A 25,799-nucleotide genomic window follows, 5' to 3' on the forward strand; every position below is an offset into this window, starting at 1 on the left:
TTGGGGGCTGGATCACCCTACCCGGCCCACCGGGGCCGGGCGTCAGCAGGCATAGTAGGGGGCCGGTCCGGCAGCAGCGTCCGGCATCGGGGGTCCGGCACGGGAGCGAGGGCATCGCCCGCTCCCGGGGCCGCGCGGGGAGACACGGGAGACAGACAGACTCATGGCATCACGGCGGGATGAGCTCAACGCGTACACCTTTGCGAAGAAGCGCACGGTCGCCGCATTCCTCCAACCGTCGGCCACCGGTACCGAGGAGGGCGCTCCCCGGCCGCTGCGCGCCGTCGTTCCCAGCCTGATCGTCGGCGCGCTGGTGCTGGCGGGCTTCGGCGCCTGGGGCATGTTCAAGCCGACCGCGCCCAAGGGCTGGGACAAGGCCGGATCCAAGGTGATCGTCGGCAAGAAGTCCACCACCCGTTACGTGGTGCTCCCCACCGGCAAGGGCAAGGACCGCAAGAACCTCCTCCACCCCGTACTCAACCTCGCCTCGGCCCGGCTGCTGCTCACCCCGCAGGAGTTCGGCGTCATCCAGGTCGCCGACGACGTCCTGGACGCGGGCAAGCCGCCGCGCGGCCCGATCCTCGGCATTCCGTACGCCCCGGACCGGCTGCCGGAGGCGACCGACGCCGGCACCGCCAAGCGCTGGGCCGTCTGCGTACAGCCGGGCGGCAAGGGCAACACCGTGCAGAAGGCGGCCTTCGTCTTCGCGGGCCGCGACAACAAGCTCACCGAGGGCGCCAAGCAGCTCAGCGGCGGTCAGGTGCTGTACGTCCAGGGCCAGAAGGGCAAGGCCCGCTACCTCGTCGACGCGACCGGCACCAAGTACCTGGTCAACGAGACCGCCGCCGACAACGGCATCCTCACCAACGCGCTGGTCGGCAGCCGCGCACCGCAGCCCGTCACCGACGACTGGCTCGCGACCCTCCACCAGGGCAGCCCGATCGCCTTCCCGGAGATTCCCGGTGACATCGGTGCGCAGGCCGGAGTGCAGGGGCAGCTCTCCGCCGAGGAGAACAAGATCGGCATGGTGCTCAAGACCCGTACCGGAGAAGGCACTCAGCACTACGTGGTCCTGGCGGGCAAGGTCCAGCCGATCTCCGAGTTCACCGCCTGGCTGCTCATCAACTCACCGCAGACCGCCGAGCTGAACCTCAACAGCGAGGCCCGCGCGGTCGGCCTCCAGGACTTCGTCCCGGACGGCGAGACGTTCGCCGGACAGGGCCGGCGCTGGCCGGAGCGCAAGGCGGCACAGGTCAACTCCACGACTGGCGAGGGCAGTCGGGACACTGTTTGCAATGTGCTCACCAAGGTCGACGAGCGCGGTCGCACCACGCTGACCACCTGGGCCGGCACCGCCTATCCCGCCGACATCAACGCCGGCGGCACCAGCACCTACGTCACCCCGGGCAGCGGTCTCCTCTACACCCAGATGCGGACCGGCCAGACGCGGCCGGACGGCTCGCTGTTCCTGGTCACCGACACCGGACTGCGGTACGCCGTGCAGGCCAACGGCGACAGTGACGCCGAGCGCTCCGACATCGGCACCGGAGGCCAGAAGACCCAGGACGGCCGGCCCGAGCCCAGCCAGGCCCAGATCCGCCTCGGCTACGAGAAGGTGACACCGTCGCTGGTCCCGATCGAGTGGTCGGACTGGCTCTCCAAGGGGCCGCGGCTCGACACCAACAGCGCCCGCCAGCCGCAGGGCTCCTGACCGGCCGCCGGGCCGGACGCGCGATACCGTACAACTCGGGGGAGAGGAACAGATGGTGGACCGGAAGACCGCACGGCTGCCGATGGTGACGGCCGCCGCACTGGCGGTCCTGGCCGTGCCGCACGCCGCGTACGCCGTCGAGGGACCCGGTGCCGTGGGCCTCGGGATCGACGGCAGCGGCGAGTGCTCCTTCCCGATGAAGAAGCAGTTCGAGGGGCGGCCCTGGTCGCTCCAGCGCGTCCTGCTCGACGAGCTGTGGCAGGACACCAAGGGCAAGGGCGTCCGGGTCGCGGTCATCGACACCGGCGTGGACAACGCCAATCCGCAGCTCAAGCCGGCCGTCGACACGAGCGCCGGACGCAACCTCCTCAAGGGCGGCAAGCCGGACGGCACCGGCGACACGATCGGCCACGGCACGAAGGTCGCCGGCATCATCGCCGCACGCCCCGCCAAGGGCACCGGATTCGTGGGTCTGGCCCCCGAGGCCACCATCATCCCGATCCGGCAGAACGACGAGAAGAACAGCGGCAAGGACACCACCATGGCCACCGCGATCGACCACGCGATCGCCAAGAAGGCCGACGTCATCAACATCTCGCAGGACACCACCAAGCCGCTGACCGCCGACTCGGCGCTCGGCAGGGCCGTGGCACGGGCGATCCGGGCGGAGATCGTGGTCGTCGCGTCCGCGGGCAACGACGGTGTGGACGGCAAGCAGAAGAACACCTATCCGGCGGCCTTCGACGGAGTCCTCGCCGTCGCCTCCTCCGACCGCAACAACGAGCGGGCCGCCTTCTCGCAGGCCGGCGAGTTCGTCGGGGTCGCCGCACCGGGCGTCGACATCATCTCCACCGTGCCCGGCTTCGGACAGTGCAGCGACAACGGCACCAGCTTCTCCGCCCCTTACGTCGCCGGAGTGGCGGCCCTCCTCGTCGCCAAGTACCCGTCCTGGAAGCCCGCCGAGATCATCGCGCGGATCGAGCAGACCGCCGAACGCTCCGTCACCGGCCACGACCCGTTCGTCGGATGGGGCGTCGTCGACCCGGTCCGCGCCCTCGCGGGCGACAAGGACGACATCCCGCAGCCCGCGGCGAAGCCCGACCCGCCCATGCCGAAGGCCCCCGCACCCGAGCCCGCCCACCTGGCCATGTCCGAGACCTCGCAGGAGCGCAGCGAGCGCTACGCCACCTACGCGCTCGCCCTCGCGGCCGTGCTCGTCTCCGTCGTGGCGGGCACCGCGACCGTCGTCCGTGATGTCCGGCGACGGAGCACTTTGCGTTGGGAGGGGCGGCGGGTGAGGTAGCTCTCTCCCGATAAACCGCAGTTGGGGTGAGATGACGAAGTGGCTAGGGTGGTAGCAGACTTCACGTGTGTGATGGGGGAACGAGAAGTGGCCGAGTCCGATGTCCGGGGCGTGGGAACACCGCCACGCCCTCAGGGACCTGCCTGAACCCCACTCCTGATCCGGATCACACGGGGGACAGAGAACCTGCCCGCATCGCGCGGACAGGCCCGGAAAGCGAGAGAGAGGACCTCGGATGAGCACGCCCAACCCCTCGGCCAACTTCGGACTGGCCGACGACCCGGTCGTCCAGGCCAAGAACAAGATCATCGAGACGGCCACCGCCGTGTCCCGGCAGTCCCGGGAACTCGCCGACATCCTCGCCACCGCGAGCGCGGGCTGGACGGGTGTCGGAGCCGCGGGATTCGCGTCCGCGCAGATCCAGCTCAACGAGGACCACGACGTCATCCGGCGCCTCCTCAGGGTGCTCCTGGACGCCGTGGGCCAGACCAAGAACCTCAGCAACGCCAATGACGAAGAGGTCTACGCGGCGTTCAACAAGGCCAAGAACAGCTCCGCGCTCAACGGCGTCTGAGCTGTCCCAGCACACCCATACCACTCCACACACGGGAGATCACTGATGGCCGGGGATCCGAACAACACCAAGGTCAGGTACGACAGCGTCCAGGAGATGGCGAACCGCATCCGCCAGGTCTCGGCCAACATCGCCAAGGACCTGGACGAGATGGACGCCGCCCTCAAGGTCGTCACCGGCACCTGGGACGGTGAGGCGCACGCCGAGTACGTCATCCTCCAGGGCAAGTACAAGAAGCGTGCCGACGACATGCACCTGCGCCTGAAGTCGGTCGCCCAGATCATCGAGAACGGCAAGGACAGCTACCGTTCCACGGACGTCAAGTCCTCGCGCCTGTTCACCGAGGCGTTCTGAACCACCCTCCGCACCCACGCGCGCGGACGGCAGAGAGGGGCACGCTCCACCGTGAGCGTGCCCCTCTCGCATGCCGTACCGGCTACTTCAGGTCGAACTCCCCGTCCCGCGCCCCCAGTACGAAGGCGGTCCACTCGGCCTCCGTGTAACGCAGCACGGTGTCCGGATCCAGCGAGGACCGCATCGCCACGGCGCCACCCGGCAGATGAGCGATCTCCACCCGCTCCTCCGCCTCCTCCGTCCCCGGGGCGCTCAGCCACTCCACCCCCGAGATGTCGAGTGCGTACAGCTCGTCCTTCTCCTGCTGGGTGCCCATCGGCTGCCTCTCTCTCGCGCTGCGGGAACGTGCTCATCGCCCCGTCGCAGATTATCTCCGTCCCCGGCGCGCGGGGACGGGGATCGGCCATCGGCCGGGCCCCGCACGGCAGGTCACACCGCGCGCAGGACTCGCAGCGCACGTGAGGCGGTCCCGGACGCGTTGCTGAGGCACTGGTCCGTGGCCGCGGTGAAACCCGCCGCGTCGAGCATCACCGCGCACTGACGCTCCACGACCGCGTCCCGCTCCGCCTCCGGCGCCCGGGCGAGCGCGCGCCGCCAGGCCCGCTCGATCCGCTCCGCGGCAGGTGCCGCCGCTTCCCGCGTGGCCTTCCCGGCGCTCAACTTCCGTACCACGACGGCGTTCCACTCCCCGGCCTCCTCCCGGGAGAGCCCCTCCCGCACATGGTCGGCCACACCGTCCAGCTTCCCCAGCGCCCGGGCGCCGACGCTCCACCGCAGCGCCTCGGAACCGGCCGGGAACGCGGCCAGCCGCCCTGCCTCCCAGGAGGTCTGCGCCTGACGGACCACCGCGTACGCCGCCGGGTCCACGGACACCGCCCTGATCACCCGTACGAGCGTGTCGTCGTTCACCGCCATGTGAAAGCCGTCCTCCGCTTCCCACGGCCCACGGGAGAAGAGACTCTCCCGTACATAGACGGAGTCCGTCGGGTCGGTGAGCATGACGTTGACGTCCGCGTAGGCGGCGAGCGACTCCGCCAGGGGCCGCCGCAGGCCCGCGTCGACACCCAGCTGTTCCCTGCGCCGGATGTCGTCGTCCACGGCCAGCAGGATGTTCTTCATCGCGGCGGCGGCTTCCCGGGTGTGCCCGTCCGCGGAAGAACCGGGCACGGCCGCCCGCTTCATGGCCCGGCCCAGCTCCTCGCACGTCATGTCCGACCGGTGCGCCTCGCCCAGAGCCGTCCGCACACGTGCGTCACGGCTGAGCTCCTCACAGCCGGACGTGCCACCGCCGAGCCCATGGCCGAGGAAGAACCACAGGCCCCCGGCTGCCACGGCCAGTGCCGCACACCCGGCGACGAGGATCCTGGGAAGCGACTGCCTCCTTGCACGGTTCAAGAGCCCCATTCCTTCACCCGCTCCCTGTCCTGCTCGCTCGTGTCCTGTCGGCCGTCGGCGCGACAGCGGTGGTCAGGAGAGACTCCGAACCACGTCCTGGTAGGAGTCCACCGCCCGCTCACGGCAGTCGGCGACATAAGCGGCACGCTTCTCCGCCGTGAATTCGTGGGCGTCGCTCCACGCCTTGCACGTGTGGGTGCTCTGCTTCTTCAGGTGATCGATCCGTTCGCCGCCCGGAACGGTGGTGAGAGTTTCGCGCCAGCTCCTGGTGATCTCGTCGGACACCGCGGTGGACGGCAGGGCACGGGGCAGGAATCGCGACGGCTCTCGCAGGGCCCCGTAGACGGTGTCCGCCCACTCCTCGCCCGACGTTCCTTTCTTCGCTCGGCCGACGTCCGCCGCGATGCCGTCATAAGTGCCCAGCGCGGCTGCGTTTACCGTGACAAGCGTCGTCAGAGCGGCATCGGACGAATCCGCCGGAGCCGCTGCGAGCGTGCGCGCTCCCCAGTCGGTCTGGGCATTGCGCAGCACGGCGTACGCTTCGGGGCTTTCCGACAGTGCTCGCAGTACGGGGATCAGCGACGTGTTGTACACAGAGACGTGGAACCCGTCCGATCCCTTCCACACGGCCCCGGAGGGGCCTCCGGCATTGTGGTAGCGCGAGTCCGTACCATCAAGGACTTCTTGGAGGTCATCCGTATAGCCCGCCAGGGCTTCGGCGAGGGGCCGACGAATTTCAGCGGGAAGACCATGGCCGTCCTCGACGCTGTCGCTGACCGCGTTGAAGACCTTCTTCATGGCATTGGCTCGCTCTTCGGGCCGAGGCCCAGAGCTGTCACCCGTAGTGGCCGCCTTCACTGCGTCGCCCAACTCCGGGCACGTCATGTCCCCGGAGTGGCCCGGCCCGAGTGCGGTGACCATGGCTGGGTTTCGGGCCAGGGACCCGCAGTCCGAGGTGGTGTCACCACTTTCGATGAGACGCCATACACCCGTCACCAGCACAAGGGCGGTGAGACCGGCGAGCACGGTGTAGACGCGTCTACGACTGAGCGAAGGATTCTGCCGGTGGCCGCGCAGACCCCCGAACCCGATACGCATCAGTCTCCGCTCAGCGCGGCGACGGCGTCCTCGAAGGCGCCCTGCGCGTTCTTACGGCAGTTGAGAAGCGTCGCGTCACGCTCCGGGGCGGGCACCTTCCGGGCATCCGCCCACAGGACGAACAGCCGCTCACTGCGCTGAAGCAGCAGATCCGCACGGTCCGGCTCCGCCGCTGCCCGCAAGGAGGACTTCCAGGATCCCGTGAGGTGACCGCCGATGTCCGACGCCGCCGACGGGACCGGTCGGTCCCCTTCCGTCAGAGCCGCGAAGACCTCCCCGTACCAGCGGTCCGCGCCTCCGCTCGCCCCCCTGGCCACCTGGTCGGCCACTCCGGCGAGGGCTCCCGTGACGCGGGCGTCGGTCGCGGCCACGGCCGTTGTCGCGCTTCCCCGTGCGTCCTCGGCCAGGGCAGCGAACCGTCGTACGCCCTCGTCGTCCAGTGCGGAGCGGAGCGCGGCATACTCCGCCGGTTCGTCGGAGACGGCGCGGACGGCCCGGAGCGCGGTGTCGGCGGGTACGGCGAAATGCGCGCCCGTATCGTCCTCCCAGGGACCGGACGAGGGGACTGCCGCAGTGTTGGCGTAAGCGGGGTTCAGGCCGTGAAGGATCTCGTAGAGGTCACCGGCGTACCCCTGCAGCGCCTGCCCGAGCGGACGGCGCAGCGGCGCGGGAACGGCTCCGCCGTCCCGCCCTGCCGCGCTCTCCACCGCGAGCACCACGTTCTTCATCGCACCGGCCTGCTCCGCCGTGCGCGGCCCCGGGGCATCGCCGCCGGTGACAGCGACGATCGCCGATCCGAGCTCCTTGCACCCCGGGCCCTTCGGCGCCCCGGCGCCGAGAGCGGTCCGCATCCGCTGCTGCTCCACCAGACGCCCGCAGTCCGCCGGCCCGTCGTCGGAGTCCGCGACCACCAGCCAGGTTCCCGTGGCGAGCGCCCCGGCGGCCAGGACGCTCACCGCGCTCAGGATGGCTCGCCGAGTGCGGCGGGAACTGCTTGGGCGCTGGGCGGAGTCGGGCATGGACGTTTCCTCGGGGCAGGCGGAGCCGGACGTGTTCGCGGATCAGTTGGACATATCGGAAAGGTACTTGTGGGCCTGCTTCTCACCTCGGTCGGAGCCGCCCAGCATCGTCGTCTTGAGGGTGGTCACGGTGTCCTTGTCGGTCGCGTTCGTGAGGTCGAGGTCGTTGCGCCCATTGGCCCAGCCCTGGACGGTGTTGGTGATCTGGCTGGAATCCTGGAGGTACAGATCGGCGACGGCGGCGTTGGCCTTGGCGTCGTGCCCGGCCTTCATGTCGTTGCCCCACTGCCAGGCCCAGGTGTCCACACCGCGCTGGAGGGCGTCCCCGACCACGAGGGAACCACCCGCTGTGGGGATGGCCATGGGGGTCACGATGCCGCCGATGATGTGGTACGCCACCTTGGACTTCCAGTCGGCCTCGCTGTACCCGGCCATCCGCTCGTCGTTGATGACGTCCTCGCGGATCGCGGTGTACGTGCCGAGCACCGCCCCCGCCCGGTCCCAGTTGCCGCTCTGGGCGAAACCGGTCGCGCCCTCGGGGATCCGGTCGAGCTCGTTGTTGATGTGCCGCGCCTCCGCCTTGTGCAGCGCGGCGTAAGCGTCCGGATCCTCGGACAACCCCCGCATCACCTGGGTGAGTTCCTTGGAATTGGTCGCCAGGTGACCGTTCCCGCCCTCGCCGAAGTACCCCTCGGCCGCGGCATTGCTGTAGTCCTCGTTCACGAGGCCGAGGATCTCGTGGGTGTCCGACGCGTACTCCGCCAGAGCGTTCGCGACGGGGCGTCGGAGGTTCGCGGGCACTCCGGCCTCGGTGCCGCCGTCCTCGCCGGGGGCGAGCTGGCCGAGGATCCCGTTCATGACCCGGGCCTGCTCCTCGGTGTGCTTGGCCTCGGGCCAGGGGTCCTGCCCCGACGCCAACGGCTCGCGCCCGGTCGCCGCGGCTTCCAGGGCCAGCCCCAGACCCATCCTGCTGGTCGGGTCGTCGTAGGTGACGTTGGCGATGCCCGTCACCGTGTGGCGGGGCCAGTCGCGGGAGTTGTCGCCGTCGCCGACCAGGTAGGCGAGATGCTTGTTGTCGACGTGGTTGTCCCCGCTGCCGTTGCCGTCCGGGTCGAAGAACGCGGTGGCCGCGTCGGGGTTCCTGCTCATCACCCCGAGCAGGCCGTCGATGGCGTCGGTCGTGATTCCGTCGTGGCCGGGGCCCCACTTGGTGAAGATTCCCGGCTTGTCCCCCTCCACCTCGATCATCTTGTCCCCCATCTCGTAGAGGAACTGATCGTCGAACTTGGTGTCGGCGTGCTGCATCAGGCTGACGAACGACTGGTACCCGTACAGCGGGTTGGTGTTCTTCGCCCCATTGGTCGTGCCCTCGCGGTGCAGCTCACCGGTGAACTCCCGGTAGAACTTGCCCTGGTCCGACGCCACCCAGTCCTTGAACGCCTTCGATCCGGGCGGCGCGTCCTTGACGCTGCCCGGCACCCGGGTGGCGGTCGCGACGGTGTTGGCCAGCCCCTTCTGGATCTCCAGGTACTGGCTCTTGTTCTTCGTGTCCGAGTCGTACGCGCGGTCGTTGAGCTTGTTGTTGGTCTTGATCAGCCCGTCCGGGCCCAGGCTGTTGAGCAGCGTCTCGGAGAAGCGCTTGTCGTGGCTGTTGTCCCGCACCGAGCGCTGGAACTCCGCGATCTCGGCCGCGGAGACGTCGTCGCCGTTGTTGAGGCGGGTGGCGATGTCCGCGGTGTTCGCCGCCTCGTACGCCTCGACGTCGCCTTTCGCGTTCCCGTTGAAGCCGATGCCGAGCGTGTTGTCGTTCTTGTCGCCGTGGCCGTCCTTGGTGACGGCCTCCAGCGCGATCTTCACGCCCTGGTCCGCGTCGTCGACCGCCTTGACGCAGTCGTCGAGCGCCTTCGACCAGGACGCCACGGCCTTGCGGATGCTCTCCATGTAGTCCGGGTCGTGCCGGGCGGCGGACCGCTCGCCCTCCGTGAGGCGCTGGTAGTCGTACGAGACGACACCGCCCTCGGAGACGTTCATGCCCGCCTTGATCGCCGCGGCACGCTGGTTCTCCAGATTCCGCTTCAGCCGTACGAAGTCGTTGTGCGCGTCCCGAAGCAGTGAGGCGATGGCCTTGGCCTGGGTCTGCGCGGCGGCGTACTCGTAGCGCGTGGCGGCGAAGTTGAGCCCCGCGTCGCTCGCGCTCCGGCCCAACCAGCCCGGGCCGATCGTGATGCGCTGCACGGTGTCCTTGTAGCGGGTCTCGACCTTCTTGATCTCCGCGGCCACGTGGTCCCACTTGTCAGCGGCCGTCGTCAGCTTGCCCAGGTCGGTCGTCATGACCTCGCTGTAGGTGAGCATCTCTCCCCCTTTGATGCGGTGTTCGTCGAAGCGGACGGGCGGCGGGAACCGGGCCGTCCGGTGGCGGCGCCCGGTCAGCCGAGCTGAGCGTGCAGCGCCGAAGCCAGGGCGGTGAGCTTCTCGCGGCCGGGCCCGTCGCCGTCGCCCTCGCCCGCCGTCACCACCAGCGCGGCGTCACCGTCGTCGGCCGGCTTCACCCGTACGGTCACGCAGCCACCGTTCTCGGTGGCCACCGCCTCACCCGGTGCCGCGGACGCCGTCCGCTCCAGGTACGACGTGCCGTCATCGAGCGAGAGCCCGCCGGCGTTCACGATCACCGGCATCAGCACGTTCTCGGCCGTCCGCGACTCCGTGGCGACCGTGTGGACCTCGACGCTCTCGCCGCCGACATGGAACCGACAACTGATCAGCGCTCCGGGATGGCTCTCGAAGCCGCCGGGCCCGTCCACGGCCCACTTGGACTCGCCGGTGACGGCGGGATCGTCCGAGTCGTCGCCCGGCGCGGGCCCCGCACCCGTCTTCCCGGACAGTCCGGCCTTCTTCGCCGCCTCGGCGACGTCGTACGGGAGCGGACACTCGTCCGCTCCGTCCGGCCCGACCTCGTCGACCGCCGCCCGCAGCGCGGACACGCTCACGGTCCCGTCCGCCGCCGCACCGGACGCACCGTCGGCGCCATCCGGCCCGCAACCGGTCAGCACAGCCGCCGCGAGCAGCACACTCAGCGCTCCGCCGAGCCGAAGCCGAGTTCGTTCCATGGAAGGGTGGGACCTTTCGTCTCGCGTGTACGGGGAGGAGAGGGCGAAGGAGCGGAGCCTCGCGGCCCGGGTACCTACTTCTGTCCGTCGCCGACCGAAGTCCCCGCGCCGTAGGGGGACAGGGGGAGCGAGTTGAACTGGTACCTGACGTCCAGTTCGAGCCCGGCGAAGTTCTTCGCCGTCCCGCTCAGCCCGTCCCGCTCCGTCTGGAGCCGGTTCGTCAGGGTCTTCACCTGCTTGTCCCAGGTCTCGTCCAGTTTCTTGATGGCCGGCCCCGTGGCCCAGTCGGTGAACTCCCTGGCCGCCGCCTTCGACGACTCGTCCGCGTGGTTCGCGGCCTTGGCGGTGCTGCCCAGCAGCTCTTCCTGGATCGTCTTGGACGCCGCCGCCTTCTCCTGCGGCGTCGAGGCCAGGACGTTGTTCCCGAAACCGGGGCCCGGCTCGTCGGGAACCCCGTTGAGCTGCATGTTCGTCGCCTGCCGCTGCGTGGCCTCGGCCCGCAGCTGCGCCCACTCCTCGTCGAAACCCATCACAGTCCCCGTATCCGCTGATCATGGCCGGTGCGGGCCGTTCGTACGCACCGATGGATCATCCCTCGGGCACCAGTACATCGCTCCGGTGTACGGCCCCGGGTCTCGGTTCTGTCTCAGTGCTGTTCCGGAAGCCGCCCGATCTGCACCATCGGCGCCCCGCGCCGCCGCGAGACGAAGTACCCGCGCCCCGGCGGCATCGCGTGACCGCGCACCGTGCCGATCAGATCGCCTTCGGCCGGATCGCCCGAGAGCACCACACCCTGCGCGCCCAGCTCCTTGATCCGCTGCATGAACCCTTCGTACATCGCCCGCGACGCACCCGCCGAGCTGCGCGCGATGATGAACCGCACCCCGGTGTCCCGGGCGAACGGCAGATACTCCGCGAGCGCCGCCAGCGGGTTGCCCGCGTTCGTCGCCACCAGGTCGTAGTCGTCCACGATGATGAAGATCTGCGGACCGGTCCACCAGCTGCGGTCGCGCAGCTGCTGCGGTGTCACGTCCGTCGGCGGCTGCCGCCGGGAGAACACCCCGGCCAGCGCCTCCATGTGCATCTGCATCGAGCTCGCCATCGGCGCGTACTCCAGCAGATGCTGCTCCGGCAGCGCGCCCAGCAGCGCCCGGCGGTAGTCGCCGACGACCAGCTTCGCCTCGTCGGGGGAGTAGCGCTCCGCGATCTGCTTGGCGATCAGCCGCAGCAGGTTCGTCTTGCCCGACTCGCTGTCGCCGAAGATCAGGAAGAACGGATCCGTCTCGAAGTCGACGAACACCGGCTCCAGCGCCGTCTCGTCGATGCCGATCGCGATGCCCCGCTCCGGGAACTCGAACCCCTTCGGCAACCGGTCCGCCTCCAGCCTGCGCGGCAGCAGCCGTACGGCGGGCGCCGGCGGGCCCGACCAGTTGGCCTTCAGCGTGGAGACGAACGCCTCCGTGCCCTCCGACAGGTCCGCGGCGTCGCTGACCGAGTCGATACGCGGCAGCGCACCCATGAAGTGCAGCTTCTCCGGCACCTGCCCGCGGCCCGGCACCCCCGCGGGGACGTTCGCCGCGACCTTGCGGTCGAACTCGGAGTCCATGGTGTCACCGAGACGCAGTTCGAGCCGGCCCAGCATCTGGTCCTTCAGCGCCGCGCGCATCTCCATGTACCGGGCCGCCGTGGCGATCAGGTGGATGCCGTACCCGAGGCCGCGCGAGGCGAGATCGGTGACGACCTCCTCCAGCATCTCGTACTCGGTCCGGAACGCGCTCCAGCCGTCGATGACCAGGAACACATCGCCCCACGCCTCACCGGGCAGCTCACCACGGGCACGCCTGCGCCGATAGGTGGCCATGGAGTCGATGGAGTTGGCGCGGAAGAACTCCTCGCGCCGGTTCAGGATCCCCGCGACCTCGGCGACCGTACGGCGCACCCGCTCGGGATCCAGCCGCGAGGCCATCCCGCCGACATGCGGCAGCCCCTCCAGCGAGACCATGCCGCCACCACCGAAGTCCAGCCCGTAGAACTGCACCTCCGCCGGGGTGTGTGTGAGCGCGAACGACGAGATCAGCGCACGCGCCAGCGTCGACTTGCCGGACTGCGGACCACCCACGATCAGCAGATGACCGGCCGAACCGGAGAAGTCCCGGTACAGCACCTCACGCCGCTGCTCGAACGGCTTGTCGATCAGACCCAGCGGCACGACCAGCCCGCCCGGACGCGTGTACTCGGTCGAGGTGAACCCGCGGTCCGCCGTCGGCGCCAGCCCCGGCAGCAGCTGGTCCAGGGTCGGCGCCCGGTCCAGCGGCGGCAGCCACACCTGATGCGCCGGCACCCCCTGGCCCTCCAGCCGCCGCACGATCACATCGAGCACCGTGTCCGCCAGCGCGTCGTCCTCCGCCTGCGCCCGCGCCGCCTCCGCGGCCAGCAGCTCGGGATCCGGCGCCCGGTACACCACCGGGACCGGCGCGGCCGAGAACACCGCGGGCCGCCGGTCGACCGACAGCTGCCCCACCGACAGATCCGCACCGCCCGTGCGGTACGTCCCCGACACGTACGCCGCCTTGAAGCGGGTCATCTCGTCCGTACCGAACTTCAGATAGCCGGAACCCGGCACCGACGGCAGGTGGTACGCGTCCGGCACACCCAGCGCCGTACGCGACTCCGACGCCGAGAAGGTCCGCAGACCGATCCGGTACGACAGATAGGTGTCCAGACCGCGCAGCTTGCCCTCCTCCAGACGCTGCGAGGCCAGCAGCAGATGCACACCCAGCGAACGGCCGATCCGGCCGATCTGGATGAACATGTCGATGAAGTCCGGCTTGGCGGTGAGGAGTTCGGAGAACTCGTCGATCACCAGCACCAGCGAGGCCAGCGGCTCCAGCGCCGCGCCCGCCGCCCGCGCCTTCTCGTAGTCGTGGATGTTGGCGTAGTTGCCCGCCGACCGCAGCAGCTCCTGCCGCCGCTGGAGCTCACCGCGGATCGCGTCGCCCATGCGGTCCACCAGCGTCAGGTCGTCCGCCAGGTTCGTGATGACCGCCGCCACGTGCGGCATCTGGGACATACCGGCGAAGGTCGCACCACCCTTGAAGTCCGCGAGCACGAAGTTCAGCGTCTCCGACGAGTGCGTCACCGCCAGACCCAGCACCAGCGTCCGCAGCAGCTCCGACTTGCCGGAACCCGTCGCGCCGACACACAGCCCGTGCGGCCCCATGCCCTCCTGCGCGGCCTCCTTGAGGTCCAGCATCACCGGCGCGCCGCCCTCGCCGATACCGATCGGCACCCGCAGCCGCTCCGACACCGACCGGGGCCGCCAGGTACGCGCCACATCGACCGAACCCGCGTCCCCCAGATTCAGCAGATCCGTGAAGTCCAGGTTCGCCAGCAGCGGTTCGTCGTCGTCGCCCCCGCCCGTCCGCAGCGGCGCCAGCTGCCTGGCCAGCGCCTCGGCGGCCGGCAGCGACAGAGTGTCCGGCACCCCCTCGTACGCCAGACCCGCCCCCGACTCCAGCCGCAGCAGCCCCGGCCGCGCCACCACCGACAGACCGCCGCGCTGCTCGTCCAGATCGCCGGAGACCACCTCGACGATGGTCACGCCCTGCAGCCCCTCGGCCGCCGCGAACAGCGAGTCCGGCGGCACCATCCCGCCGTCCAGGACCACCACGATGTGCGGCTGGTCCAGCACCGGCTGACTGTCCCGGCCGAACCGCGGCCGGCCCTCCAGACGGCCCGCCAGCAGCTGCTCCAGCTCCCCGAGGTCGTCGCCGAACAGCCGCTTCGTACCGGCCCCGTCGATCTGACCCGGCACCTGCGCGTGCGGCAGCCACTTCGTCCAGTCCCAGCGCTCCACCGCACCCGGGGCCGCCACCACGGCCACCATCAGGTCCTCGGGGGAGTGCAGCGTGACCAGCTGCGCCACCATCGAACGCGCCGTGGACTGCGCCGCCTCCGGATGACCGGAGACCGTCACGTGGTAGAAGGCCCGCATCGAGACCGCCATCGGCAGCCCGTCCAGCGACCCGTGCACCGCCAGGAACCTCTGCATCGCACCGGCGCACATCGGCTCCAGCTCGTCCACCGGCGCGGTGTCCGGAGCGACCAGCGGCGTCGACAACTGCTGTGCGCCGAGGCCGATCCGCACCTGCGCGAAGTCCTTGTCGCCCACGCGCCGCTCCCACAGTCGGGAGCCCTCCGCCACCACCGACCACAACTGCTCGGGGGACGGGTGCAGATACAGCTGCACATCGCGCTGCTTGCGCGCCGTCCGCCGCACCGTGCGCCGCGTCTGCGCCAGGTACTTGAGGTAGTCACGGCGGACATCTGCCATTTGCCCCTGCGTACCCCGGCGATACCGGACAAGCTGGGCGACCACCATGCCGACCGTCGAGACGAGCATCAGAACACCCATGATCCGCATGAACGGAGGGGCCTGCGGAGAGAAGAAGAAGACCACCGACGAGCCCATGCCGAGCACCGGCAGGATCTGCATCAGCATGCCCTCCTGCTGCCCGCGCGGCAGCTCCGGAGGGGTCTCCAACGTCAATTCGTCCGCCGGTACTTCCGGCGGCAGGGACCGCGGAGGTCGTTTCACGACGATCTGGCTCACCGGAACATCAATCCCTCGATACGGACGGGCGGAAGGCCGGTCTTGATCCGCACCGACGCCCCCGTGGCTGCGTGCGCGCACAACTTCCGTCCGCGCGACGGCGATCCTACTTGCAGGCCGCCCGGCACCCTCCCGGTAGGGTGGCGCGCGCACCGTGCGCAACCGCGAATCAGGGGGACCAGACACGTGAGTACGACCGCAGCTACGGGCTTCTGCCGCGTCACCGTCGTGGCACCCGACAGCCGGATCGACGTCGCCCTGCCCGAAGACATCGCCGTCGCCGACGTCTACCCCGAGATCCTGCGTCTCACGGGCCAGACCCAGGCCGCCGGAACACCCACCGGCTACCACCTCGTCCGCCGCGACGGAACGGTTCTGGACGGCGCCCGCACCCTCGGCGCCCAGCAGGTCCTCGACGGCGAGATCCTCAGCCTGCGCCCCTTCGCCCAGTCGCTGCCGCCCGCGGTCTTCGACGACGTCTCCGACGCCGTCGCCTCCGCCGTCACCCGCGACCGCCACCTGTGGAGCGACGAACTCCTGCGCGGCGCGGGCCTGGTCGGCGGCGTCCTGCTGCTCGTCCTGATGGCCTTCGTGATCTGGTTCGCCGACCCGGTGCGCCACGACATGCACAGCCTGCCCGGGATCATCGCGGGATCCGCCGGACTGCTCCTCACCGCCTTCGCCGGCGTACGCGCCCGGGTCTACGGCGACCGCTCCACCGCCGTCGCCCTCGGCCTCGGCGCCCTCCCGCTCGTCCTCATCGCCGGCTCCGGAATCATCGGTCCGGACGCCGGCCAGGGGCCCGGCCGCCTGCAGTTCCTGCTCGGCTGCGTCGCCGTGCTGATCGCCTCGGTGGTCCTGGTCGCCCTGACCCCCAGCGGCGACGCGCCCTTCGTCGCGACCACCTTCCTGGCCACCGTCGGCACCCTGGCCACCTTCGTCGCGATCCTCACCGAGGCCTCCGCCACCGAGACCGCCGCCGTCTGCGCCCCCGTCGCCCTCGGACTCGTCGCCTTCCTGCCCGGCCTCTCCGCCCGCTTCGCCCGCCTGCCCATCGGCTACGCCTCGCCGCGCACCGCTCCGGCCGGCTACGACGACACCGACCCGAACACCCCCGAGGGCGACCCGGAGCCCGTGGACGCCGAGCGCATCGCCGCCCAGGCCCGCCGCGGCCACGAGATGCTCCTCGGCCTCGTCGGCGGCTGCGCGGCCGTGGTCGTCGGCTCGGCCGCCGTCCTCGGCTTCTCCGACAACATCTGGGGCCAGATCCTCGCCCTGGCCGCGGGCCTCGCCATGCTGCTGCGCGCCCGCCTCTTCCGCTACACCTCCCAGGTCGCCTGCGTCCTGGTGGCCGGCATCGGGGCCATCGGACTCCTCGTCCTCGGCCTCTCCCTGAACCCGCCGACCGACCTTCTGTACGAGCTGGTCCGCTACGGCGACCGCGGCGCCCTGGACATCCGTACGATCTGGCTCTCCGCCGCCGTCGCCGCCGGGGCCGCCCTGCTCACCGCGATCGGCCTGGTCATCCCGCGCAAGGGCCTCTCACCGTTCTGGGGCCGGCTCCTCGACCTGACCGAGAGCGTGGTGCTGCTCTCGCTGGTCCCGCTCTGCCTGGCGGTCCTCGACGTCTTCGTCCGGGCCCGCGCCCTCACCGGCTGATCACCGTCGCCCCGCCGCCTGACCAGCGGCGGGCGGCGGGGCGTGACCCGAACGGCTGGTAGTCTGTCCCGTGGCCGTTTGTGTACGCGTCCTCGGATCATCCTGGGGGCTGCGCTCATCGGACCTTCGCCTCCGAGTCACGGAAGCTCTCCTGAGATCAAGACCAGGGGCACTCGTGGGCGCTTCGAACATCAAGAGGAGTACGCGTGCCGCTCGACGCCGCTACGAAGAAGCAGATCATGTCCGAGTTCGCCCAGAAGGAGGGTGACACCGGATCCCCCGAGGTCCAGGTCGCCATGCTCTCCCGCCGGATCTCGGACCTGACCGAGCACCTCCGGACGCACAAGCACGACCACCACTCCCGTCGTGGTCTGCTGATCCTGGTCGGCCAGCGTCGCCGCCTCCTTCAGTACCTGGCCAAGAAGGACATCCAGCGCTTCCGTGCGCTCGTCGACCGCCTCGGCATCCGCCGTGGCGCGGCCGGCGGCGCCAAGTAAGGACGCTGTGGAAAGGGAGCGGTTCCCGCGTTTGAGGGGACCGCTCCCTTTGCCGTACGTGCACGACCGGTGTCAAGCTCAGTAACCTGGGCGTAGCGACACCCGCACGACCCGCAAGACCCGCGCGACGAACACGCGCGACCCGCAGGAACGAGCAAGAACGAGGGAGAGGCGCTACGACGCCGCCGCCGGTCCTCGGTAGTGGCCCCCGGGAACATGCCCGGGAGCTTCGATCGAAGACCGGCCCGCATCCACGGTGCGCCTCTCCCGCACCGTCCCACGCCATACGGGCGTGCGGACGAAAGACGACGAGTATGGAGAAATCACTAGTGGAGAACGAGACCCACTACGCCGAGGCCGTCATCGACAACGGCACCTTCGGCACCCGCACCATCCGCTTCGAGACGGGCCGCCTGGCCAAGCAGGCCGCCGGCTCCGCCGTCGCGTACCTGGACGACGACACCATGGTGCTGTCGGCCACCACCGCTTCCAAGCGGCCCAAGGACAACCTCGACTTCTTCCCCCTCACGGTGGACGTCGAGGAGCGGCAGTACGCGGCCGGCAAGATCCCCGGCTCCTTCTTCCGCCGTGAGGGCCGGCCCTCCGAGGACGCGATCCTCACCTGCCGCCTGATCGACCGCCCGCTGCGCCCCTCCTTCAAGAAGGGCCTGCGCAACGAGATCCAGATCGTCGAGACGATCATGGCGCTCAACCCCGACCACCTGTACGACGTGGTCGCGATCAACGCCGCCTCCTGCTCCACCATCCTGGCGGGCCTGCCCTTCTCCGGCCCGATCGGCGCCACCCGCGTCGCCCTGATCAAGGGCCAGTGGGTCGCGTTCCCGACGCACACCGAGCTCGAGGACGCCGTCTTCGACATGGTCGTCGCCGGTCGCGTCCTGGAGGACGGCGACGTCGCGATCATGATGGTCGAGGCCGAGGCCACCGAGAAGACCATCCAGCTCGTCAAGGACGGCGCCGAGGCTCCCACCGAGGAGATCGTCGCCGCCGGTCTGGACGCCGCGAAGCCCTTCATCAAGGCGCTCTGCAAGGCCCAGTCCGACCTCGCCTCCAAGGCCGCCAAGCCGGTCGGCGAGTTCCCGGTCTTCCTGGACTACCAGGACGACGTCTTCGAGGCGCTCGCCAAGGCCGTCACCTCCGAGCTGACGCAGGCGCTCACCATCGCCGGCAAGCAGGACCGCGAGGCCGAGCTGGACCGCGTCAAGGAGATCGCCGCCGAGAAGCTGCTCCCGGCCTTCGAGGGCCGCGAGAAGGAGATCTCCGCCGCGTACCGCGCGCTGACCAAGAAGCTGGTCCGCGAGCGCGTCATCAAGGACAAGGTCCGCATCGACGGCCGTGGCGTCACGGACATCCGTACGCTCGCCGCCGAGGTCGAGGCCATCCCGCGCGTGCACGGCTCGGCGCTGTTCGAGCGTGGCGAGACCCAGATCCTGGGCGTCACCACCCTCAACATGCTCCGGATGGAGCAGCAGCTGGACACCCTCTCCCCGGTGACCCGCAAGCGCTACATGCACAACTACAACTTCCCGCCGTACTCCGTCGGCGAGACCGGCCGCGTGGGCTCGCCCAAGCGCCGCGAGATCGGCCACGGAGCGCTCGCCGAGCGCGCCATCGTGCCGGTCCTGCCGACGCGCGAGGAGTTCCCCTACGCGATCCGCCAGGTCTCCGAGGCGCTGGGCTCCAACGGCTCGACGTCCATGGGCTCGGTCTGCGCCTCCACCATGTCGCTGCTGAACGCCGGTGTGCCCCTCAAGGCCGCCGTCGCCGGTATCGCCATGGGCCTGATCTCGCAGGAGATCGACGGCAAGACCCACTACGTCGCCCTCACCGACATCCTCGGTGCGGAGGACGCCTTCGGCGACATGGACTTCAAGGTCGCCGGCACCAAGCAGTTCGTGACCGCGCTCCAGCTCGACACCAAGCTCGACGGCATCCCCGCCTCGGTCCTGGCCGCCGCGCTGAAGCAGGCCCGTGACGCGCGTCTGCACATCCTGGACGTCATGAACGAGGCCATCGACGTCCCGGACGAGATGTCCCCGAACGCCCCGCGGATCATCACCGTCAAGATCCCGGTGGACAAGATCGGTGAGGTCATCGGCCCCAAGGGCAAGATGATCAACCAGATCCAGGAGGACACCGGCGCCGACATCACGATCGAGGACGACGGCACCATCTACATCGGTGCCCAGCAGGGCTCGCAGGCCGAGGCCGCCCGCGCCACGATCAACGCGATCGCCAACCCGACCATGCCGGAGGTCGGCGAGCGCTACCTGGGTACGGTCGTCAAGACCACCACCTTCGGTGCGTTCGTCTCGCTCATGCCGGGCAAGGACGGTCTGCTGCACATCTCGCAGATCCGCAAGCTCGCCGGTGGCAAGCGCGTGGAGAACGTCGAGGACGTGCTCGGCGTCGGCGCCAAGGTCCAGGTCGAGATCGCCGAGATCGACTCCCGCGGCAAGCTCTCCCTCATCCCCGTCATCGAGGGCGAAGAGGACGAGAAGAAGGACGACACCGACAAGTGACGTCCCGTAGTTCCGCGACGACGGCCCGCACCTCCTCGGAGGGGCGGGCCGTCGCCCGTACCCAAACGCTTCTCAAGGGCAGCAACGGCATCGGAACGGTCCGCCGGACCGTCCTCCCCGGCGGTCTGCGGATCGTCACCGAGACCCTGCCCTCCGTCCGGTCCGCCACCTTCGGCATCTGGGCGAACGTCGGCTCCCGCGACGAGACGCCCACCCTGAACGGCGCGACCCACTACCTCGAACACCTCCTCTTCAAGGGCACCGCGAAGCGCACCGCCCTCGACATCTCCTCCGCGATCGACGCGGTCGGCGGCGAGATGAACGCCTTCACGGCGAAGGAGTACACCTGCTACTACGCGCGGGTCCTGGACACCGACCTGCCGCTGGCCATCGACGTGGTCTGCGACATGCTGACCGGCTCGCTGATCGCCCCCGAGGACGTCGACGCCGAGCGCGGCGTCATCCTCGAAGAGATCGCGATGACCGAGGACGACCCGGGCGACTGCGTGCACGACCTGTTCGCGCACACCATGCTCGGCGACACCCCCCTCGGCCGCCCGGTCCTCGGCACCGTCGACACGATCAACGCGCTGAACCGGGGCCAGATCGCCCGCTTCTACAAGAAGCACTACGACCCCACGCACCTGGTCGTCGCCGCCGCGGGCAACGTCGACCACGCCACGGTCGTACGCCAGGTCCGCCGCGCCTTCGAGAAGGCCGGGGCCCTCTCGCGTACGGACGCGGTGCCCATGGCGCCCCGCGAGGGCTCCCGCACCCTGCGCACCGCCGGCAAGGTCGAGCTGCTGAACCGCAAGACCGAGCAGGCCCACGTGGTCCTCGGCATGCCCGGCCTCGCCCGCACCGACGACCGCCGCTGGGCGCTCGGCGTCCTCAACACCGCCCTCGGCGGCGGCATGAGCTCCCGCCTCTTCCAGGAGGTCCGGGAGAAGCGCGGCCTGGCCTACAGCGTGTACTCCTACACCTCGGGCTTCGCCGACTGCGGCCTCTTCGGCGTCTACGCGGGCTGCCGGCCCAGCCAGGTCCACGACGTCCTGAAGATCTGCCGCGACGAACTGGACCGGGTCGCCGCACACGGCCTGGACGACGACGAGGTCGCCCGCGCCATCGGGCAGCTCTCCGGCTCCACCGTCCTCGGCCTGGAGGACACCGGCGCGCTGATGAACCGTATCGGCAAGAGCGAGCTGTGCTGGGGCGAGCAGATGTCGGTCGACGACATGCTGGCCCGCATCGCGCAGGTCACCCCCGACGACGTACGGGAGGTGGCGGGCGAGCTCCTCACCCACCGCCCCTCGCTCTCGGTCATCGGCCCGCTCAAGGACAAGCAGGCGGACCGCCTCGACGAAGCGGTCTCCTAATCCCTTAAGGAATCACCATGAGTAAGCTGCGCGTAGCCGTTCTCGGTGCGAAGGGCCGTATCGGCTCCGAGGCCGTACGGGCGATCGAGGCCGCCGACGACCTGGAGCTGGTGGCGGCCCTGGGCCGGGGCGACAAGCTGGAGACCCTCGCCGACGCGGGCGCCCAGGCCGTCGTCGAGCTCACCACCCCCGCTTCGGTGATGGGGAACCTCGACTTCTGCGTCCGGCACGGCATCCACGCCGTCGTCGGCACCACGGGCTGGACCGACGAACGGCTCGCGCAGCTGACCACCTGGCTGGACAACTCCCCGGGGACGGGCGTCCTGATCGCCCCGAACTTCTCCATCGGCGCCGTCCTGACCATGAAGTTCGCGGCGCAGGCGGCCCGCTACTTCGAATCGGTCGAGGTCGTCGAGCTCCACCACCCCAACAAGGTCGACGCCCCCTCCGGCACCGCCACCCGCACCGCCCAGCTCATCGCGGCGGCCCGCGCCGAGGCGGGCACCGCGCCCCAGCCGGACGCCACCGCCACCGCCCTGGACGGCGCGCGCGGCGCGGACATCGACGGCGTCCCGGTCCACGCGATCCGGCTCCGCGGTTTGCTGGCCCACCAGGAAGTGCTCCTCGGCGGCGAGGGAGAGACCCTCACCATCCGCCACGACTCCCTGCACCACAGCAGCTTCATGCCGGGCATCCTGCTCGGCGTCCGCCGCGTGGCGACCACTCCCGGCCTCACGTTCGGCCTGGAACACTTCCTCGACCTGAACTGACTGAGCCCACCATGCGCGCAAAGATCACCTACCTCGTCACGGCCGCCGTCCTGGTCTTCTACTTCGTCCTGGTCGGCAGCCGCGGCCTGATGCTCATCCGGCACGGCACGCTCGTCACGGTCACGTTCGGCATCGCCGTGCTGATCCTGCCGGTGATCGGCGTCTGGTTCCTCTGGAAGAACACCCAGTTCGTCCGCCGCGCCAACGCCCTGGCGGCCGAGCTGGACGCGGAGGGCGGCCTCCCGGTCGACGACCTGGCCCGCACACCGTCCGGACGCATTGACCGGGACGCGGCGGACGCGGTCTTCACCAAGCGCCGCGAGGAGACCGAGGACGCCCCGGACGACTGGCGCACCTGGTTCAGACTGGCGGTTGCCTACCAGGACGCGAGAGACACCCCCAGAGCCCGCAAGGCCATGCAGAGGGCCATCGCCCTGCACCGCTCCCGCCCAGGCTCTCCTTCAGCCCATCCCACCGCCTCCAACGCACCGGACACCCCAGCCCCCTCCGGTGCGCTGGATACCCCCGCACCTTCCAGCCCGGCCGCACCCTCCAGCCCGTCCGGCGCTTGAGGACACCAATCAAGCCCGTCCGGCGATTGAGGACATCTTTCGCCCCGTACACAAGTGAGCCCGGGACCGACAACGGCCCCGGGCTCACTCATGTACAGGCGACGGCAGTCAGGGAGTCACCCCTGCCGATACTCATCCGCCCAGGCCTCCACCGCATCCGTCGCCCGCTCAAACGCTTCCTCACGCCCGAGGAAATCCGCGTTGTGGTCGGTGGCCAGCGGCGGCAGCGTCTCACCGCTCCGCCGGACCACGACGAGCGCCTGGCCCTGGACCGTACGGGGAAAGCCCATCCACTTCACGGGCTGCTGGACCGTACGAACCGCCGACGTGCCGCTCCAGGCCACCGTGGTGGTCACGAAGAAACCGACACGCCGCACACCGTGGCGGCTGACCCACGCGCCGACCCGCAGCAACCGCAGGGCAGCGGCGATCACCGCACCGGCCAGAACCAGACACACGGTGGCGCCCGAAGGCGCTCCGGCCACACCGATGATCATGGCCGCGAGCAGAACGAACGAGGCCAGCAACAACAGGGTGGCCGCCGCCGCGACCCGCCACGGGCCGGGGCGGTAGGGCCGCCGCCAGCTGTCGTGGTCGTCGAACGGCAGCGCAACGTCCTCCGCGCTCGCATCGAATGCGCGGTCGGCCGTCAGAAAGGGCAGGGGCACGACTCATCCTCACTCACAAGCACGCTCGATTGCTGTGCCCGGTGAGGCTACCGAGGGTGCCACCGGCCCGACCACCCCAGGGGGTCCGTACGAGTCAGCGGCCCTGGGACGCGGTGGACTGCTTGCCGTGCTGCGCGGACTGCCCGGAGTCGAGCGCCGGAAGCCCCAGCAGCAGTGAGCCGACGAGACCGGCGACCACGGTCAGCCCGACGAGGGACCGCCCCAGCAGCTCGGGAACGGTGACGCGGGCGGAGGGAGGGGGAGTGACATTACTGCGGAATCGGTCGGACTCGGCGACGAACGAGAACGGGACGGCTTCACGCCGGCGGAACATGAGGAAACTCTCCTTGATCTGCATGACGGGTGCTGCTATTGAGTCAGACGTACGACAGCCCGAATCGGTGCCCGAATCGCCGTACTTGTTGGGGGAACTCCACGAACGGCTGCCCGAGACCGCGACGTACATGCACGGACCTTCGGCCCGTAAAGTGGTCGCCGCCCGAGCGATGCCCCTGGAAGGACCCTTGTCGGTGACCGACACCCCCGAACCCGCAAAGCCCCACTTCCGCAGCGATGTCACCGTCGAGCTGGTGAAGAGCGACGCGCGCGACGCGGACGTGCTGTTCGCCGCCCGGGTCTCCACCGCCGGCGAGCAGTCGCTCGAAGAGGTCACCAAGGACCCCGAGCGCTCCAAGGGGCTCATCAACTACCTCATGCGGGACCGGCACGGCAGCCCGTTCGAGCACAACTCGATGACCTTCTTCATCAGCGCCCCGATCTTCGTGTTCCGCGAGTTCATGCGGCACCGCGTCGGCTGGTCGTACAACGAGGAATCGGGCCGCTACAGGGAGCTGGAGCCGGTCTTCTACGTCCCCGGAACCTCCAGGAAGCTGGTCCAGCAGGGCCGCCCCGGCAAGTACGTCTTCGTCGAGGGCACCGAGGAGCAGTACGACGTCACCACCCGCGCCATGGAGGAGTCCTACCGGGCCTCCTACGCGGCGTACCAGGAGATGCTGGCCGAGGGCGTGGCCCGTGAGGTCGCCCGCGCGGTCCTGCCGGTCGGCCTGTTCTCCTCGATGTACGCCACCTGCAACGCACGCTCCCTGATGCACTTCCTCGGCCTGCGCACCCAGCACGAGCTGGCGAAGGTCCCGTCCTTCCCGCAGCGCGAGATCGAGATGGTCGGCGAGCAGATGGAAGCCCACTGGGAGCGGCTTATGCCACTGACTCATGCGGCCTTCAACAAAAATGGACGCGTAGCCCCGTAGGCGGTGTCCGTATTGCGGCGTTTCGAGAAGTTCATCTAGGCTGATCAAACGGACCCGGCACTGCTTGAACCCCCGAGCAGGCAGTGCCGGGCTCCTCTTCCCCGTCCCCCCGAGGGGACCCCGCGCGCTGAGCAGCGAGTAGCGTGTTACCCATGGCTCCGATCTCCACTCCGCAGACCCCCTTCGGGCGGGTCCTCACCGCTATGGTCACGCCCTTCACGGCGGACGGCGCTCTCGACCTCGACGGCGCCCAGCGGCTCGCCGCCCACCTGGTGGACGCAGGCAATGACGGCCTGATCGTCAACGGCACCACCGGTGAGTCCCCGACCACCAGTGACACGGAGAAGGACCAGCTCGTACGGGCGGTGCTCGAAGCGGTCGGCGACCGGGCGCATGTCGTCGCCGGCATCGGCACCAACGACACCCGCCACAGCGTCGAGCTCGCCCGGACGGCCGAGCGCACCGGCGCCCACGGACTGCTCGCCGTCACGCCGTACTACAACAAGCCGCCGCAGGAGGGCCTGCTCCGGCACTTCACGGCCATCGCCGACTCCACCGGCCTGCCCGTGATGCTGTACGACATCCCCGGCCGCAGCGGCGTCCCGATCGACACCGAGACCCTCGTCCGGCTGGCCGACCACCCGCGGATCGTCGCGAACAAGGACGCCAAGGGCGACCTGGGCCGCGCCAGCTGGGCCATCGCCGAATCGGGACTGGCCTGGTACTCCGGCGACGACATGCTCAACCTGCCGCTCCTCTCGGTCGGCGCGGTCGGCTTCGTCTCCGTGGTCGGCCACATGGTCACCCCGGAGCTGCGGGCCCTGATCGAGGCGCACCTGAGCGGTGACGTCCAGAAGGCCACCGAGATCCACCAGAAGCTGCTCCCGGTCTTCACGGGCATGTTCCGCACCCAGGGCGTCATCACCACGAAGGCCGCCCTGACCCTCCAGGGCCTCCCGGCCGGACCGCTGCGCCTGCCCCTGGTGGAGCTGAGCGCCCAGGAGACGGCCCAGCTCAAGATCGATCTCGCCGCCGGCGGGGTACAGCTCTGATCACAGACTTCACAACTGAACACGCGAGGCGACTCGCATCGAGCATCACCCCAAGACAACAGCAAGTGCACGAATGACATGCGCGCCACGTGCCTCAGCGGTACGTGGCGTGCGTGGTAAGGAGAGTCTTTTGAGTCATCCGCATCCTGAACTCGGTACCCCGCCGAAGCTCCCGAAGGGCGCCCTGCGGGTCACCCCGCTCGGCGGCCTGGGCGAGATCG

The 25,799-nt window shown here is 69.8% G+C and carries 23 protein-coding genes (1 of these 23 running past the window's edge); 13 read left to right on the forward strand and 10 right to left on the reverse strand.

All coding sequences use genetic code 11. The annotated features are described in order from the left end of the window. The first annotated feature begins 163 nt into the window (after positions 1-163). The 4 genes from eccB (at position 164) to ACSMXR_RS28135 (ending at position 3,942) form a co-directional block, all read left to right on the forward strand. Entirely contained in the window at positions 164-1,711 is a 1,548-nt protein-coding gene (gene eccB / locus ACSMXR_RS28120) for a type VII secretion protein EccB (RefSeq protein ID WP_218524547.1), read from the forward strand. 52 nt (positions 1,712-1,763) lie between these two features. Continuing rightward, positions 1,764-3,014: a type VII secretion-associated serine protease mycosin gene (mycP, locus tag ACSMXR_RS28125; RefSeq protein WP_218524546.1), complete on the forward strand. Its 1,251-nt coding sequence runs from the start codon at positions 1,764-1,766 to the stop codon at positions 3,012-3,014. Between the two features lie 235 nt (positions 3,015-3,249). Then, positions 3,250-3,588 (forward strand): hypothetical protein, encoded by a 339-nt coding sequence (locus ACSMXR_RS28130; RefSeq protein ID WP_137234408.1) that lies wholly within the window; start codon positions 3,250-3,252, stop codon positions 3,586-3,588. 45 nt (positions 3,589-3,633) lie between these two features. Continuing rightward, positions 3,634-3,942, forward strand: coding sequence for a WXG100 family type VII secretion target (locus ACSMXR_RS28135; RefSeq protein ID WP_137234407.1), 309 nt, complete (start codon positions 3,634-3,636; stop codon positions 3,940-3,942). Between the two features lie 82 nt (positions 3,943-4,024). On the opposite strand, the gene ACSMXR_RS28140 is transcribed toward ACSMXR_RS28135, so the two are convergent. The 8 genes from ACSMXR_RS28140 to eccCa all read right to left on the reverse strand — a co-directional run bounded on the left by ACSMXR_RS28140 (position 4,025) and on the right by eccCa (position 15,173). Further along, a complete protein-coding gene (locus tag ACSMXR_RS28140) occupies positions 4,025-4,258 on the reverse strand; it encodes a DUF397 domain-containing protein (RefSeq protein ID WP_030085280.1) in 234 nt (77 codons plus the stop codon). 113 nt (positions 4,259-4,371) lie between these two features. Continuing rightward, entirely contained in the window at positions 4,372-5,337 is a 966-nt protein-coding gene (locus ACSMXR_RS28145) for a hypothetical protein (protein ID WP_473170173.1), read from the reverse strand. A 72-nt stretch (positions 5,338-5,409) separates the two neighbouring features. Beyond that, positions 5,410-6,135: a hypothetical protein gene (locus ACSMXR_RS28150; RefSeq protein WP_473170174.1), complete on the reverse strand. Its 726-nt coding sequence runs from the start codon at positions 6,133-6,135 to the stop codon at positions 5,410-5,412. 299 nt (positions 6,136-6,434) lie between these two features. Beyond that, the gene (locus ACSMXR_RS28155; RefSeq protein ID WP_473170175.1) at positions 6,435-7,391 is read right to left on the reverse strand and encodes a hypothetical protein; all 957 of its coding nucleotides are present in this window, start codon (positions 7,389-7,391) and stop codon (positions 6,435-6,437) included. Positions 7,392-7,496: 105 nt separating this feature from the next. Beyond that, positions 7,497-9,806: a hypothetical protein gene (locus ACSMXR_RS28160; protein WP_381850486.1), complete on the reverse strand. Its 2,310-nt coding sequence runs from the start codon at positions 9,804-9,806 to the stop codon at positions 7,497-7,499. A gap of 74 nt (positions 9,807-9,880) precedes the next feature. After that, entirely contained in the window at positions 9,881-10,561 is a 681-nt protein-coding gene (locus ACSMXR_RS28165; RefSeq protein ID WP_473170176.1) for a hypothetical protein, read from the reverse strand. Between the two features lie 74 nt (positions 10,562-10,635). Next, positions 10,636-11,091 carry a hypothetical protein gene (locus ACSMXR_RS28170; RefSeq protein ID WP_218524540.1) on the reverse strand — a complete coding sequence of 152 codons (456 nt, stop codon included), beginning with the start codon at positions 11,089-11,091 and terminating at the stop codon, positions 10,636-10,638. Between the two features lie 116 nt (positions 11,092-11,207). Further along, positions 11,208-15,173, reverse strand: coding sequence for a type VII secretion protein EccCa (eccCa, locus tag ACSMXR_RS28175; protein ID WP_473170177.1), 3,966 nt, complete (start codon positions 15,171-15,173; stop codon positions 11,208-11,210). 186 nt (positions 15,174-15,359) lie between these two features. On the opposite strand from eccCa, the gene eccD reads away from it, so the two are divergent. From eccD to ACSMXR_RS28205, 6 genes are all read left to right on the forward strand, one after another. Beyond that, positions 15,360-16,832 carry a type VII secretion integral membrane protein EccD gene (gene eccD, locus ACSMXR_RS28180; RefSeq protein WP_137234400.1) on the forward strand — a complete coding sequence of 491 codons (1,473 nt, stop codon included), beginning with the start codon at positions 15,360-15,362 and terminating at the stop codon, positions 16,830-16,832. A 206-nt stretch (positions 16,833-17,038) separates the two neighbouring features. Then, positions 17,039-17,329 carry a 30S ribosomal protein S15 gene (gene rpsO / locus ACSMXR_RS28185; RefSeq protein ID WP_030085294.1) on the forward strand — a complete coding sequence of 97 codons (291 nt, stop codon included), beginning with the start codon at positions 17,039-17,041 and terminating at the stop codon, positions 17,327-17,329. A 329-nt stretch (positions 17,330-17,658) separates the two neighbouring features. After that, the gene (locus ACSMXR_RS28190) at positions 17,659-19,872 is read left to right on the forward strand and encodes a polyribonucleotide nucleotidyltransferase (RefSeq protein ID WP_030810377.1); all 2,214 of its coding nucleotides are present in this window, start codon (positions 17,659-17,661) and stop codon (positions 19,870-19,872) included. Beyond that, entirely contained in the window at positions 19,869-21,248 is a 1,380-nt protein-coding gene (locus ACSMXR_RS28195; RefSeq protein WP_376186026.1) for a M16 family metallopeptidase, read from the forward strand. The genes ACSMXR_RS28190 and ACSMXR_RS28195 overlap by 4 nt, the downstream gene beginning before the upstream one ends. A 17-nt stretch (positions 21,249-21,265) precedes the next feature. Further along, the gene (gene dapB, locus ACSMXR_RS28200; RefSeq protein ID WP_473170178.1) at positions 21,266-22,018 is read left to right on the forward strand and encodes a 4-hydroxy-tetrahydrodipicolinate reductase; all 753 of its coding nucleotides are present in this window, start codon (positions 21,266-21,268) and stop codon (positions 22,016-22,018) included. 11 nt (positions 22,019-22,029) lie between these two features. Continuing rightward, the gene (locus tag ACSMXR_RS28205; RefSeq protein WP_381850493.1) at positions 22,030-22,590 is read left to right on the forward strand and encodes a tetratricopeptide repeat protein; all 561 of its coding nucleotides are present in this window, start codon (positions 22,030-22,032) and stop codon (positions 22,588-22,590) included. A 116-nt stretch (positions 22,591-22,706) separates the two neighbouring features. Here the strand turns inward: ACSMXR_RS28205 and ACSMXR_RS28210 are convergent, their stop codons facing one another. Together ACSMXR_RS28210 and ACSMXR_RS28215 are read right to left on the reverse strand one after the other, a co-directional pair. After that, on the reverse strand, positions 22,707-23,258 hold the full coding sequence (locus ACSMXR_RS28210) for a hypothetical protein (RefSeq protein WP_103511624.1): 552 nt from the start codon (positions 23,256-23,258) through the stop codon (positions 22,707-22,709). Positions 23,259-23,352: 94 nt separating this feature from the next. After that, entirely contained in the window at positions 23,353-23,592 is a 240-nt protein-coding gene (locus tag ACSMXR_RS28215) for a hypothetical protein (protein WP_103511625.1), read from the reverse strand. 196 nt (positions 23,593-23,788) lie between these two features. On the opposite strand from ACSMXR_RS28215, the gene thyX reads away from it, so the two are divergent. The 3 genes from thyX to ACSMXR_RS28230 all read left to right on the forward strand — a co-directional run. Beyond that, entirely contained in the window at positions 23,789-24,526 is a 738-nt protein-coding gene (gene thyX, locus ACSMXR_RS28220; protein WP_137234395.1) for an FAD-dependent thymidylate synthase, read from the forward strand. Between the two features lie 152 nt (positions 24,527-24,678). Continuing rightward, positions 24,679-25,578, forward strand: coding sequence for a 4-hydroxy-tetrahydrodipicolinate synthase (gene dapA / locus ACSMXR_RS28225; protein WP_137234394.1), 900 nt, complete (start codon positions 24,679-24,681; stop codon positions 25,576-25,578). A gap of 130 nt (positions 25,579-25,708) precedes the next feature. Continuing rightward, positions 25,709-25,799, forward strand: the beginning of a protein-coding gene (locus tag ACSMXR_RS28230) for a ribonuclease J (RefSeq protein ID WP_003965846.1). The gene runs 1,595 nt beyond the window's last position; only the first 91 of its 1,686 coding nucleotides appear in the window; its start codon is at positions 25,709-25,711; its stop codon lies off the right edge, out of view.

Source organism: Streptomyces sp. DSM 106670 (assembly GCF_055792845.1).

Bases quoted from the DNA above. Each gene is read 5' to 3' on its own strand.
- dapA (WP_137234394.1), top strand. From the start codon at position 24,679: ATGGCTCCGATCTCCACTCCGCAGACCCCCTTCGGGCGGGTCCTCACC.
- mycP (WP_218524546.1), top strand. From the start codon at position 1,764: ATGGTGGACCGGAAGACCGCACGGCTGCCGATGGTGACGGCCGCCGCA.
- ACSMXR_RS28130 (WP_137234408.1), top strand. From the start codon at position 3,250: ATGAGCACGCCCAACCCCTCGGCCAACTTCGGACTGGCCGACGACCCG.
- dapB (WP_473170178.1), top strand. From the start codon at position 21,266: ATGAGTAAGCTGCGCGTAGCCGTTCTCGGTGCGAAGGGCCGTATCGGC.
- ACSMXR_RS28140 (WP_030085280.1), bottom strand. From the start codon at position 4,258: ATGGGCACCCAGCAGGAGAAGGACGAGCTGTACGCACTCGACATCTCG.
- eccB (WP_218524547.1), top strand. From the start codon at position 164: ATGGCATCACGGCGGGATGAGCTCAACGCGTACACCTTTGCGAAGAAG.
- ACSMXR_RS28165 (WP_473170176.1), bottom strand. From the start codon at position 10,561: ATGGAACGAACTCGGCTTCGGCTCGGCGGAGCGCTGAGTGTGCTGCTC.
- ACSMXR_RS28150 (WP_473170174.1), bottom strand. From the start codon at position 6,135: ATGAAGAAGGTCTTCAACGCGGTCAGCGACAGCGTCGAGGACGGCCAT.
- ACSMXR_RS28170 (WP_218524540.1), bottom strand. From the start codon at position 11,091: ATGGGTTTCGACGAGGAGTGGGCGCAGCTGCGGGCCGAGGCCACGCAG.
- ACSMXR_RS28205 (WP_381850493.1), top strand. From the start codon at position 22,030: ATGCGCGCAAAGATCACCTACCTCGTCACGGCCGCCGTCCTGGTCTTC.
- ACSMXR_RS28135 (WP_137234407.1), top strand. From the start codon at position 3,634: ATGGCCGGGGATCCGAACAACACCAAGGTCAGGTACGACAGCGTCCAG.
- ACSMXR_RS28160 (WP_381850486.1), bottom strand. From the start codon at position 9,806: ATGCTCACCTACAGCGAGGTCATGACGACCGACCTGGGCAAGCTGACG.
- ACSMXR_RS28215 (WP_103511625.1), bottom strand. From the start codon at position 23,592: ATGTTCCGCCGGCGTGAAGCCGTCCCGTTCTCGTTCGTCGCCGAGTCC.